Origin of the sequence: Pseudoalteromonas sp. BSi20495 (assembly GCF_000241185.1) — a bacterium.
Taxonomy (GTDB): Bacteria; Pseudomonadota; Gammaproteobacteria; order Enterobacterales; family Alteromonadaceae; genus Pseudoalteromonas; species Pseudoalteromonas fuliginea.
On record NZ_BADY01000074.1, the window covers coordinates 1 to 12,932 of the forward strand.

11 protein-coding genes are annotated in these 12,932 nt (G+C 38.5%); 10 read left to right on the forward strand and 1 reads right to left on the reverse strand.

Annotation, left to right across the window (positions count from 1 at the left end; all coding sequences use genetic code 11):
- Nucleotides 1-80: 80 nt before the first annotated feature.
- From P20495_RS09940 to P20495_RS09895, 10 genes are all read left to right on the forward strand, one after another.
- The gene (locus P20495_RS09940; RefSeq protein WP_008136369.1) at nt 81-707 is read left to right on the forward strand and encodes an NUDIX domain-containing protein; all 627 of its coding nucleotides are present in this window, start codon (nt 81-83) and stop codon (nt 705-707) included.
- A gap of 26 nt (nt 708-733) precedes the next feature.
- Nucleotides 734-1,192, forward strand: coding sequence for a DUF1249 domain-containing protein (locus P20495_RS09935; protein WP_007376510.1), 459 nt, complete (start codon nt 734-736; stop codon nt 1,190-1,192).
- The gene (locus P20495_RS09930) at nt 1,179-1,964 is read left to right on the forward strand and encodes a metallophosphoesterase (RefSeq protein WP_008136370.1); all 786 of its coding nucleotides are present in this window, start codon (nt 1,179-1,181) and stop codon (nt 1,962-1,964) included. Before P20495_RS09935 ends, P20495_RS09930 begins: the two co-directional genes overlap by 14 nt.
- Nucleotides 1,949-2,509 (forward strand): YqiA/YcfP family alpha/beta fold hydrolase, encoded by a 561-nt coding sequence (locus tag P20495_RS09925; RefSeq protein ID WP_008136371.1) that lies wholly within the window; start codon nt 1,949-1,951, stop codon nt 2,507-2,509. Before P20495_RS09930 ends, P20495_RS09925 begins: the two co-directional genes overlap by 16 nt.
- A 42-nt stretch (nt 2,510-2,551) precedes the next feature.
- A complete protein-coding gene (parE, locus tag P20495_RS09920) occupies nt 2,552-4,441 on the forward strand; it encodes a DNA topoisomerase IV subunit B (protein ID WP_008136372.1) in 1,890 nt (629 codons plus the stop codon).
- Nucleotides 4,442-4,470: 29 nt separating this feature from the next.
- A complete protein-coding gene (locus P20495_RS09915; RefSeq protein WP_008136373.1) occupies nt 4,471-5,565 on the forward strand; it encodes a sorbosone dehydrogenase family protein in 1,095 nt (364 codons plus the stop codon).
- 10 nt (nt 5,566-5,575) lie between these two features.
- A complete protein-coding gene (gene parC / locus P20495_RS09910; RefSeq protein WP_007376505.1) occupies nt 5,576-7,870 on the forward strand; it encodes a DNA topoisomerase IV subunit A in 2,295 nt (764 codons plus the stop codon).
- A 162-nt stretch (nt 7,871-8,032) separates the two neighbouring features.
- Complete coding sequence (locus tag P20495_RS09905; protein WP_007376504.1) at nt 8,033-8,746, forward strand: 1-acylglycerol-3-phosphate O-acyltransferase; 714 nt, start codon at nt 8,033-8,035, stop codon at nt 8,744-8,746.
- A complete protein-coding gene (rraB, locus tag P20495_RS09900; protein WP_007376503.1) occupies nt 8,746-9,081 on the forward strand; it encodes a ribonuclease E inhibitor RraB in 336 nt (111 codons plus the stop codon). The genes P20495_RS09905 and rraB overlap by 1 nt, the downstream gene beginning before the upstream one ends.
- A gap of 1,439 nt (nt 9,082-10,520) precedes the next feature.
- Entirely contained in the window at nt 10,521-11,690 is a 1,170-nt protein-coding gene (locus P20495_RS09895) for a polysaccharide lyase family 7 protein (RefSeq protein ID WP_007376502.1), read from the forward strand.
- Nucleotides 11,691-11,766: 76 nt separating this feature from the next.
- On the opposite strand, the gene P20495_RS09890 is transcribed toward P20495_RS09895, so the two are convergent.
- Nucleotides 11,767-12,738 (reverse strand): zinc transporter ZntB, encoded by a 972-nt coding sequence (locus P20495_RS09890; protein ID WP_033015796.1) that lies wholly within the window; start codon nt 12,736-12,738, stop codon nt 11,767-11,769.
- Nucleotides 12,739-12,932 lie beyond the last annotated feature (194 nt).

A 12,932-nucleotide genomic window follows, 5' to 3' on the forward strand; every position in this document is an offset into this window, starting at 1 on the left:
AAATTTGTAAAACCGCATGTTCAAATGTAACAGAATATATTAACGCATTTTAATCGTTTAGATATACAGGAAGTCGATGCATGGTAAATAAAAGTTTGGTTAAATTTACACATAAAGATGTGAAAATAAAACCTGTAATAAATCTCTATAAAGGTTTTTTTCAGGTGAACTTATATCAGTTCGAACACGCATTATTTGCAGGTGGAAAATCAAAAACTATTCGTCGCGAAATATTAGAGCGCGGTGATGCTATTGCTGTATTGCCGTACGACCCATTATCAGACACTCTCCTTTTAATTGAGCAAATACGTATTGGCGCTATTAAAAGCAAGGACTCGCCATGGCTGCTAGAATGTATTGCTGGCATGACCGATGGTAGTGATGATTATGAAGCTGTCGTTAAAAAAGAAGCATTTGAAGAGGCTGGGCTTGAGTTAGATGAGTTGGAGTTTATGCTTTCATACTTATCAAGCCCCGGTGGCACAACTGAACGCCTACATTTGTATTTAGCACGCGCTGATTTAAGCCAAATAGAGTCGGGTGTTTATGGGCTGGAAACGGAAGGTGAAGACATAAAAACCCATATATTAACGGTTGATGATGCCTTAATTCGCCTCAATAACGGTGAAATGGATAATGCAGCAACGGTTATCTGTATGCAATGGCTTGCACTTAATCGCGGAAAGATGGCAAGTAAATGGGCATAAATTCTTACTAATATTATGGTGGTACTTTGACAGCACGATTAGCAACAAAACGATATATTCAAAGCCTCCCAAAGTATTTAACGCTTTGCGAGCATAATTATGTGCGACTATTAAAATTACTGCCTAGCGAGCGCAATATAGGAAGCATTCGTGAAGTAAAACTTGGCAACAGTGAGTTTGCTACAAAAATTGATGGTAGTGCAAAATACACTATGGATATTTCAATTAAGCAGTTAACAGGAATGGTTAAAGGCATAGCACCGCTTTACTTAACGGTTAGATTGTATCATGACGCTAAAGTAGCTGAGATTATTCATCACGATTATCATCAAAGGATAAAGCCATCTTATGGGTATCCTAACCCTAAAATGCATCAAAAAGATGAAAAATACCAACTTAACGCTTTTTTATATGATTGGCTTGTTGCCTGTGTTGAACACGGACAAGCGACCCTTAATTGGGATGTAAATAATGGCTTGGTTTGATGATAAACATACATTTAATAAATCGGTGCTGCGCATAGCGCATGTAACCGATTGCCATTTATTTGCCGATAAAGACGGTGAGTACTTTGGAGTAAACACTGCATCGCATTTTGAACAAGCACTAGCACACATGGCTCAAAAACCACTTGATTGTGTGATATTTGGTGGTGATTTAACACAAGATCACAGCTTTGAGTCTTATCTATTGTTTAGTGAACTTATACATAAAAGTGCATTAACATGTCCCGTATTCTGGTTGCCAGGTAATCACGATGAGATAACAATGCTTAACCGTATAAGTGGTGGGCAAATAAATAGTGCCAAACACATAGCGGCAAGCGGCATTGAGTTACTGCTTATTAATTCGAAAGGTCCTACACCTGCTGGGTGGGTGACTGGCGCGCATTTAGATGAAACAACGGAGTGTTTGGTTCAATCAAGCAGTAAAAAGATCATATTTTGTCATCATAATCCGTTACCAATAAATGGCTACCTTGATAAGCACATGCTCGAAAATGGGCCTCAATTATTAAATGTACTGGTAAATAGTGGTAATATTATTGGGGTTTTCCATGGTCACGTTCATAATGAATATGAGCAAAGTTATAGAGAGTTAAGCGTGTTTGCAACACCGGCGAGTTCTACGCAGTTTAAAAAATACAGTGCGCAGTGGCAACAGCAAAACTGCGGCCCAGCTTATAGAATGCTTTATATAGATACAGAAAAAGATAAAATAGGCATGAAAACGGAAGTAGTATGGCTAAACGGGTAATTTATATTCATGGTTTTAATAGCTCACATAAGTCATATAAAGCTGTGCGCTTTGGCGAGCTTATGGCACACTATGACGTTGATTATTGTGTACCGTGCCTAAACCATGAGCCTATACAAGCTATCATTAAGCTTGAGCAATTACTAACACCTAATACAGTATTATTAGGGAGCTCGTTAGGTGGTTTTTTTGCCACATATTTATCGCAGCGTTATCAAATTCCTGCAGTGGTTATTAATCCAGCGGTAGCACCATACAATTTATTACAAGCGTTACTTGGGCCAAACTATAATCCTTACCAAGATTATCATTATGATTTAAATAGCAGTCATATAAATGCCTTAAAAATACTGTCTGTAGATAAGCTAAAATACCCTGAGTTGCTGTATTTATTACAGCAAACCGGCGATGAAGTGCTTAATTTTCAACATGCAGTAAACTATTATTCACAATGCAAACAACGGGTAGAGTTTGGTGGCGATCATAGCTATACAGGTTTTGATAACACCTTTACCAGTATTGTAGATTTTCTTAAAATCACGTAAAACTAGCTAAGCATAGCCTTAGCGCATATAAAGATAAAAACTATGAGTGATCAAAATTATAACGCCGAAGCCATTGAAGTACTTAATGGATTAGATCCGGTAAAAAGACGCCCAGGGATGTACACCGATACCGTACGCCCAAATCATTTAGGCCAAGAGGTTATCGATAACAGTGTCGATGAAGCTATGGCTGGTCATGCCACACGTATCGACGTAATACTCCACGAAGATAACTCACTTGAAGTGAGCGATGACGGTCGTGGTATGCCTATTGATATCCACCCTGAGGAAGGTATTCCTGGGGTTGAGTTAATTTTCACTAAATTACACGCAGGTGGTAAGTTTTCTAATAAAAACTACCAATTTTCGGGTGGTTTACATGGTGTGGGTATTTCTGTAGTGAATGCGCTATCTACGCGCGTAGAAGTAACTGTACGACGAGACGCCCAGCAATACAGAATGGCATTTGAAAATGGCGATAAAGTAGAAGACTTGAGTGTAATAGGCACCGTCGGTAAACGCAATACGGGTACTACAGTGCGTTTTTGGGCTGATGTTAGCTACTTTGATTCACCAAACTATTCAATTACTAAGCTTAATCATTTATTAAAAGCCAAAGCGGTTTTATGCCCAGGTCTGCGTATTAAGTTTGTTAATAAGCAAACGAAAGAAACTCAAGAATGGTTTTACGAAACGGGTTTAAAAGATTACCTAATTGAAGCCGTTAAAGGTTTTGAAACATTACCACAAGACCCGTTTGTAGGTGAGTTTAAAAGCTCTATTGAAGGCGCTGATTGGGCTGTTGTATGGCTACCTGAGGGTGGAGAATCAATAGCTGAAAGTTACGTAAACCTTATTCCTACCGCGCAAGGTGGTACACATGTAAATGGTCTGCGCCAAGGTTTACTTGAAGCAATGCGTGAATTTTGTGAGTTTAGAAACTTACTCCCGCGTGGTGTAAAGCTAACGCCTGATGACATTTGGGAACGTTGTAGTTATGTATTGTCAGTTAAAATGCAAGATCCACAATTTGCAGGGCAAACCAAAGAAAAACTTTCATCACGTTCATGTGCCGCATTTGTATCGGGTGTTGTAAAAGATTCGTTTAGTTTATGGCTAAATGAACATACCGATACCGCAGAATTATTAGCTGAACTATGTATTTCAAACGCACAAAGCCGTTTGCGTGCAGCTAAAAAAGTAGTACGTAAACGAGTTACTGCAGGCCCTGCATTACCAGGTAAACTAACCGATTGTAGTGCTGCCGATAACGATCGTACCGAATTGTTTTTAGTGGAAGGTGATTCTGCTGGTGGTTCTGCTAAACAAGCGCGAGACCGTGAGTTTCAGGCAATTATGCCGCTACGTGGTAAAATTTTGAATACGTGGGAAGTCGAATCAGGCCAAATATTAGCATCACAAGAAGTACACGATATTTCAGTGGCACTGGGAATTGATCCAGAATCAACCGATATGTCGGGACTGCGCTACAATAAAATTTGTATATTGGCCGATGCAGACTCGGATGGACTACACATTGCAACACTATTGTGTGCATTGTTTGTTCGCCATTTTCCAGAGTTAGTAAAAACAGGGCATGTGTATGTTGCAATGCCGCCATTATTTAGAATAGATATTGGTAAAGAAGTTTATTACGCACTAGATGAAGGCGAAAAAACCGCTATTTTAGCGCGTATAGAAGCAGAGAAGAAACGCGGAAAAGTAAACGTGCAACGATTCAAAGGTCTGGGTGAAATGAACCCACTGCAATTGCGCGAAACAACCATGGATCCAAATACACGACGTTTAGTACAGCTTACGCTTGATGAAGAAATAGAAACCATGGAAATGATGGATATGCTGCTTGCTAAAAAACGATCGCCGGATCGTCGTCAATGGTTAGAAGATCATGGTAACAAGGCGCAAGTTTGATCGCCTGTGTTTAATACTGGGAGATATGAATGAATAAACTACTAGGAAGTTTGCTATTACTTGGGCTAACTACTGCTCCTGCAATGGCTAAAAATATACTCGATAAGCTCACCGTAGCACCGGGATTTGAAATAAGTTTATTTGCAAATGATGTAGAAAATGCGCGTCAAATAGCTGTTTCAAAAAAAGGTATTGTGTATGTTGGCTCTCGTAAAGCGGGCAATGTATACGCGCTTATTGATCATAATAGCGATGGCGTAGCAGATAAAAAAATTGTTGTTGCTAAAGGCTTAAACATGCCCTCTGGCATAGCGATTAAAGATGGCGATTTATATGTAGGCGAAGTGCATCGTATTATTCGCTTTAAAAATATTGATACCCAATTAAAAGAGCCAAAGTTTGATGTGGTTTATGGCGCATTACCGAGTGAGCGTCATCATGGTTGGAAATTTTTACGTTTTGCACCAACGGGAGAATTAATCATTCCGGTGGGTGTACCGTGTAATATTTGTGCTGAAGATGAGCGTTTTGGCCGTATTTTTGCGCTTAATGTAGAAACAAAACAAATAAAAACAATAGCCAAGGGCGTTAGAAACACAGTGGGTTTTGATTTTCATCCAGCGACTCAAGCCTTATGGTTTAGTGATAACGGTCGCGACATGATGGGCGATGATATTCCACCTGATGAATTAAACCGCGCAACGCAAGAAGGTGAGCATTTTGGTTTTCCGTATGTTCATGCCGGTGCGATTATTGACCCTGAGTTTGGTGAAGGTAAAAACATTGCCGATTACACGTCGCCAGCACTTGCGCTTCCTGCGCATGTAGCGCCACTAGGTATTCATTTTTATAACGCTAAGCAATTTCCAGCAAGTTATAAGCACCAATTATTTGTTGCTGAACATGGCTCATGGAACCGTTCTAAAAAGGCAGGTTATAAAGTAGGGCTAGCAACAATTGAAGTAGGTCGCGTAACTAAATATACGCCATTTATTACTGGCTTTATGAAAGACGAAACAACATTTGGACGCCCTGTTGCATTTGCAGAATTAGGTGACGGCAGTCTGTTAGTAAGCGATGATTACGCCAATGTAATCTACCGTGTAAGCTATAAGAAAAACTAGGTAAGCTTTAATGAGTGATACAGATACCTTGCTAATGCAAGGAATTGAGCAACAAACAATGGGGCGTTTTACCGAAGACGCCTATTTAAATTATTCCATGTACGTGATCATGGACCGCGCCTTACCGCATGTAGGTGATGGTTTAAAACCAGTACAGCGTCGTATTATTTATGCGATGAGCGAACTGGGTTTGTCGGCTAATGCCAAGTACAAAAAATCAGCTCGTACCGTGGGTGATGTGCTCGGTAAGTACCATCCGCACGGCGACAGTGCCTGTTACGAAGCGATGGTATTAATGGCGCAGCCGTTTTCTTACCGCTACCCTTTGGTAGATGGACAAGGAAACTGGGGTGCGGCAGATGACCCTAAATCGTTTGCAGCAATGCGTTATACCGAAGCGCGTTTATCTAAGTTTTCAGAAGTACTGCTTAAAGAGCTTGGTCAAGGTACAGTTGATTGGACGCCAAACTTTGATGGCACCATGGATGAACCAGTAGTATTGCCTTCTCGTTTACCGCATATTTTACTCAACGGTATAACGGGTATTGCCGTAGGTATGGCAACCGATATTCCGCCACATAACGTACGTGAAGTGGCTAGTGCATGTTGTTTATTACTTGATAAACCAAAAACAGAGCTTGAAGAATTACTTGAGCTTGTCCATGCACCAGATTACCCAACAGATGCTGAAATAATTACCCCAAAAGCCGATATTCATAAAATATATAAAACCGGTCGTGGGTCAATCAAAATGCGTGCGGTTTACACCGAAGAGCATGGCGATATCGTTATTACAGCGCTGCCGCATCAATGTTCTGGTGGTAAAGTACTTGAGCAAATTGCAGCGCAAATGAACGCTAAAAAATTACCAATGATTGCTGATTTACGTGACGAGTCAGATCACGAAAATCCAACACGCATTGTAATTATTCCACGCTCAAACCGCATTAAAGCTGAGCCATTGATGGCGCATTTATTTGCAACCACCGATCTTGAAAAAAATTACCGCGTAAACTTAAACATGCTAGGCCTAGATGGTCGCCCGCAAGTTAAAGACTTGCGCTGTATTTTAAGTGAGTGGCTAACATTTAGACGCGAAACAGTGCGCCGTCGTTTGCAGTATCGCTTAGATAAAGTATTAGCGCGTTTGCATATTTTAGAAGGTTTATTAGCCGCCTTTTTAAATATTGATGAAGTGATTGAAATCATCCGCAGTGAAGATAAACCAAAGCCTGTACTAATGGAGCGCTTTGATTTAACTGATACGCAAGCAGAAGCTATTTTAGAATTAAAACTTCGTCATTTAGCAAAACTTGAAGAGTTTAAAATTCGCGGTGAGCAAGATGAACTAGCCAAAGAGCGTGATAAATTAGCGCAAATACTTGGCTCAGAACGTCGTATGTCGACACTGCTTAAAAAAGAAATTCAAGAAGCCGCTGAAATGTACGGTGACGATCGTCGCTCGCCAGTGATTGAGCGCTCAGAAGCGAAAGCACTTAACGAAAAAGATTTAATTCCATCAGAGTCAGTCACTGTTGTGCTATCAGATAAAGGCTGGGCACGCGTTGGTAAAGGCCATGATTTAGATGTACAAGGCTTAAATTATCGTTCAGGTGATGGCTTTAGAGCCTCGGCTCGGGGTAAGAGCAATCAACCGGCTGTATTTTTAGATTCAGCAGGGCGGGCATTTGCAACCGATGCGCACAGTCTGCCTTCGGCGCGTAGCCAAGGCGAACCAATGACAGGTCGTTTTAACTTAACACCAGGTGCTAATTTTGAGCACGTGGTAATGAGTGAAGACGAGCAAGTCTTACTTATGGCGTCAGATGCAGGTTACGGCTTTATTACCGACTTTAAAGATTTAGTGAGTAAAAATAAAAATGGTAAAGCGCTGGTAAGTGTTCCTAAAGGTGGCATATTACTTTCTCCTATTAGAGTGAACGATGTTGCTAGCGATTACTGTATGGCTATTTCTAACGAAGGTCGAATGCTTTTATTCCCACTGCGAGACTTACCAAAATTAGGTAAGGGTAAAGGTAATAAGATCATTTCTATACCAGGTGCTAAAGTACAAGCCCGTGAAGAGTTTGTAAAAGTGCTAGCTGTTGTGCCATTAGGAAGCAGTGTTACGCTTCATGCTGGTAAGCGTAAACTAACACTTAAACCAAGTGATTTAGAGCATTATCATGGTGAGCGAGGTCGTCGTGGTAATAAGTTACCACGTGGCTTACAGCGTGTTGACGAAGCCGTTGTTGAGCTAACTCCTCAAGATGATGAGCCAATAGAAGCCATTAACGAAGAGTAATCAATTACTTTTTGTATAATTAGAAACGGTCTGCATTTGCAGGCCGTTTTTGTTTTAAAATAAAGCACTTAAAGTTTTTCAGCGTACACTTGTGCGCTATTGTCTCGTTTGTGTCACAAAATAACGCTATAATAGTTGTAACTGATTTTTGGAGAAGCCGATTTGCTCGCTGTTATACGTATTTTTATTATGCTGCTATTTATACTATTGAGTTGTTTTTTTGGCTTACTATTGTCATTAGTAAGGCCATTTCATCCCAATAACGTACACATTATAGCTGGCTGGTTTGGCTCAATGGCTAAAATGATTGGTGTTAAATTAGTTTTAACACGTCATAAAGATGCTGTTGATATTGGTCCTGCCGTTTATGTTGCTAATCATCAAAATAGCTACGATTTATTTACAGTGCCAGCAATGGTGCCCAAAAACTGCGTAAGTTTAGGCAAAAAGAGCTTAAAGTGGATTCCATTTTTTGGTCAGCTTTATTGGCTTTCGGGTAATATTTTAATTGATCGGGCAAATCGTTCAAAAGCAGCAGGTACAATCTCGAAAGCTGCTGAAAAAATAAAGAAAGATGGGTTGTCTGTTTGGGTATTTGCCGAAGGCACACGCAGTTATGGAAGAGGGTTGCTACCGTTCAAAACAGGGGCTTTTCATACTGCTATGAGTGCTGAAGTACCAATAGTCCCGGTGTGTATGAATACAACACATAAAACCATTAAGCTAAATCGTTGGGATAATGGTACAATCTACATTGAAATGTTAGCGCCTATATCACTTGATGAAAGTATTAGCGCGCGCGAGCACGCCCAAAATGTACACAATATTATGGCTGCTAAAATAACTGAATTAGATGCTCAAGTGAGAGATAAATAATGGAAAACTGGCGTGAAATAAGTGAAGACATTGTATCTTCATTACTCGAAGACGGATCTGATCCTGAAATACTTTATGAAGTAGAGCACCACTTTGTGTGTGAAGATTTCCCTAAATTGGAACAAGCAGCCCTTGCTGCGTTCAAATTGGGTTACGATGTTGAAGAGCCTGCAGAGCTTGAGCTTGAAGATGGCAGTAAAATTTGGAGTTTTGACATCGTTGTTGAAGCTGAACTTGATGTAGACGTGATAATGGAAGACGTTGATAAATTAGCGCAATTAGCCGTCGAATGTGAAGTAGAATATGACGGTTGGGGCACTTACTTTCAAGAGTAATTAGCTGCATAACCATAAATAAAAGGCGAGCATTATAGATGCTTGCCTTTTTTAATGTCTTTTGAAAGTGAGTATTATCGAGGTGTATGATACCAATCCGCAATAGTGCTTAATCAATTTGAGGGATTAAATCTGACGCTAATTGTGTTAAAAATATCTGATATACGACTACATGGTTACAGAAGGTAGAGTCATGTAAGAACAATTAGTTATAACAACTAAATAACTAATTTTTTGTTTGTTATCGACATGGTTTTTACCTAAAAAACAGGTCACTTAATTAAGTGAATTGGTATAAATTCAATGCAGTTAGCGCTGAAAATAACTGCTTGAGATAGATTTATTATCCAGAGTTCAAGGTGATTTAGTAAAAGCTCCAGCATTACCCTACTGTCTTACATCTACACAAAATGAGTAGAAGCCGAGCAAAGCTTCTGTGTCCAGAACATACACCTTAACTATAGTCATATAGACAAAAAACAAAGAGTCAATCGGCCTAGGGCGAACTCAAAGGGCTGATAATGTGTGGTATTTATGTTGTGTTATCGCCTATTTAGGGGAAATAATCACACACCATAGGCTCTGCCTAAAAAATACATTGCTGTATATTTAACCTCGAAAGATAAATAAGTTTTAATACCTCACTAAAATAGGTGAAATGTATGAAAGTGATAACTGAATTTTTTATTTTCTTAATAAACTTCATGTACAGGTTAAGGCTTGCTTAAGTGTATTAGTATCTATTTTTTAAAGCATTGACCGTTCGAGCCACATGAATAATTCACTTGCTGCGTTAACCCCCCATTTGAACCTGTATTTTTTACCTTGTTATTAAACCATTTACCCATTGCTTAATTTATTAATGCAACGGGTATGGAGTTTCATGTTTAGAGCATTTTCTATGTTGCCATTGTTAAGTGATTTTTTATCTTATATTTACTTTAAGTAAGTATGCTTAATTGGTCAACCAATGTTGGCGTTGTATTTATAAAAAAGACTAGACCAGTATTTTTGTTTATGCAAATTTTTAAATTGTATTTTTTTGGTATACCAATTTTTTGTGTTTTTAATGCTTATTCATTATTTTAAAAAATTTAAACTCCATCCTTTTTATATTTTAATTAATATTAGTTACTGTTTTAAATCATTTTTAGTGTGTATTTAATCTGAAATAGAAATGGTATTAATACTTATTACCTATTTAATTAATTATTGCAAATTTATTACAAGAGATATAACTTGTGTCTCGCCACACTGGCAATATCAATTGGTAATTTATTTTTGTAAGTCCAATTATTGGTTTTTATCTAAAATTAAATTACCAGTTACACAAACACAAGTTGAAACCTGTTTACAGGCGGTGATCTAGGTTCGGTGGAAATGCCACTAAACTAGGCAGTTAGATTATTTTCATGTGCAGGTTCGGAGAAATGAAGATAATGATTAATCAAAAATCCCTATTTATTTTTGCAATAATGACTACAAGCTCAAGTTTTTTGCAAGCAGCAACGATTAATAATGCTGGTTTTGAAGACGGCTGGAGTAATTGGAATGAAGTCGAACCAGCAGCTATTTCGGGAAGTGCTTACAAAGGATCCAAATCCTTAAAAATTCAAGGTAGCCCTGGTCGTGTACATCAAGTTGTTGATATAGAAAGAAACACTCAATACACATTAAGTGCGTACGTACTAGGCAAAGGTGAAATTGGAGTCAATGATCTGAATGGTTTGTTTAAAAGTGAGAAGTTTGATGTTTCTTCGTGGACTAAAGTATCTAAAACCTTTACTTCTGCGAATACGGATTCATTACAAGTTTTTGCTAAACATAATAATAGTTCGAATGATGTACGTTTTGATGATTTTACGTTAAGCAGTGGCGGCTCTGGTGGGGGTGATACTGGCGGCGGTGATACTGGTGGCGGAAGTAATATTCCAAGCAGTATTACAAGTGGTAGTATTTTTGATTTAGAGGGGGATAATCCTAATCCATTGGTTAACGATAGCACATTAGTATTTGTGCCATTAGAAGCGCAACATATTACGCCTAATGGAAATGGTTGGCGTCATGAGTATAAAGTTAAATCTAATTTACGTGTTGCGATGACTGACACTTACGAAGTATTTGAAGCTAATGTTAAAGTTGAAATGTCCGATGGTGGAAAAACTATTGTTGCCCAACACCATGCAAGTGATACAGGCACTATTATGAAAGTGTATGTGTCTGATTCGTCAGAGTCAGGTTTTGATGATAGTACTGCAAATAATGGTGTTTTTGACGTGTATGTACGTTTGCGTAACACCAGTGGTAATGAAGAAAAGTTTGCACTAGGTACTATAACCAGTGGTGGTTCATTTAATTTAAAAGTTGTGAATAATTACGGTGATGTTGATGTAACCGCACTTGGCAGTACTTTTGGTATTCCGGTCGAAGATGATTCCGAATCTTACTTCAAATTTGGTAACTACCTACAATCGCAAGACCCATATACATTAGATAATTGTGGTGAATCGGGTAATTCAAACTCCTTTAAAGAGTGCTTTAAAGATTTAGGTATTACTAAATCTAAAATCACAATGACAAATGTTAGCTATACTCGAGTAACTAAATAATTAAGTATTATTTATAAAGCCACTTTAATTCAAAGTAGAGTGGCTTTTATACTCGTTGATAGTATATGAATTTAATTTATAACCATTTTTTGTTTTTAAAGTAAATGCCAATACTGCCCGTTAATACGATTAAAAAAACCACAAATAACGTAAATGCATATGGACTCTCTGTGCCAGGTATGCCCCCTACGTTCACACCTAATAAGCCAGTTAAAAACCCCAGAGGTAAGAATAAAGCAGCGACAACCGACATGACGTACATGCGCTGATTTAATTGCTCAGACACTTGGTTTGTGATTGTTTGTTGAATAATTTGTGCCCGCTCTATGGCACTATCTAGCTCTTCTAGATAGCGAATAAGCAAATTTGTCGTTTCATTTAACTTTGCTTTATCGTCATCAAATAACCATGGATAGTGGTTGTTCACCATACTGCTTAATGCTTCTTTTTGCGGCCTTAAGTAGCGCTTTAAGGCGATTGTTTGGCGACGTAGTTGCGATAACCCTTGGTTATCAAAAGGTTTACTTGGTTCGTCTATTTCTTCTTCAAAATCATCTAATGTTTCATCAAGCGAATCAATGACGCTTTGCATTCGTGATGTCAATTTTTGTGCTATTGCGCATACTAATTCTGATATGTTGCATGGGCCGGTATTACTACTAAACGATGTTAAAATATCTTGAATTGATAATAATCGACGTTTACGTGTCGTAATTACAATATCTTCATTAATGAAAAAGCGAATTGATACCATATCTTCAGGGCTTTGCGCCGGATTTAAATTCACCCCGCGTAAAAATAGCATGTGACCATTTGTGGCAGATGTAATACGTGGGCGAGTCTCATCTGCGGTTAACGACTCTAGCTCGTAATCTGTTAAAAAATCACAATTTTTAAGCCATGTAACGACTTCTGTTTGACTGTAATCCATGTGTACCCAGAGCTTACCCTGTCCAGGTTTCCAATTATGTAGCTCATCAGTGTTTGAAATGGGGCGTGCACCACCTCGTTCGTCAAGAACTAGGGCGTGGAGTAAACCATTAATCATATTAGTTTCTCATAATAGTGTATTTTTAATACTGTTAACTATAGTGTATCTACTTAATCAAAATAGACTTATCTTTATTTTTAATAAGTTAGTTTTTAAATTAATAAAGCATAAATTTGGTGTGAATTAAATTGCTAGCAAACCAAGATAGTTAACTGTGCAGTAGAAAAATATAGTGAAGTTTGCGGTCGATA

Coding starts and splice junctions, on each gene's coding strand:
- P20495_RS09940 (WP_008136369.1), top strand. CDS start 81: ATGGTAAATAAAAGTTTGGTTAAATTTACACATAAAGATGTGAAAATA.
- P20495_RS09930 (WP_008136370.1), top strand. CDS start 1,179: ATGGCTTGGTTTGATGATAAACATACATTTAATAAATCGGTGCTGCGC.
- P20495_RS09925 (WP_008136371.1), top strand. CDS start 1,949: ATGGCTAAACGGGTAATTTATATTCATGGTTTTAATAGCTCACATAAG.
- parE (WP_008136372.1), top strand. CDS start 2,552: ATGAGTGATCAAAATTATAACGCCGAAGCCATTGAAGTACTTAATGGA.
- P20495_RS09915 (WP_008136373.1), top strand. CDS start 4,471: ATGAATAAACTACTAGGAAGTTTGCTATTACTTGGGCTAACTACTGCT.
- parC (WP_007376505.1), top strand. CDS start 5,576: ATGAGTGATACAGATACCTTGCTAATGCAAGGAATTGAGCAACAAACA.
- rraB (WP_007376503.1), top strand. CDS start 8,746: ATGGAAAACTGGCGTGAAATAAGTGAAGACATTGTATCTTCATTACTC.
- P20495_RS09895 (WP_007376502.1), top strand. CDS start 10,521: ATGATTAATCAAAAATCCCTATTTATTTTTGCAATAATGACTACAAGC.
- P20495_RS09890 (WP_033015796.1), bottom strand. CDS start 12,738: ATGATTAATGGTTTACTCCACGCCCTAGTTCTTGACGAACGAGGTGGT.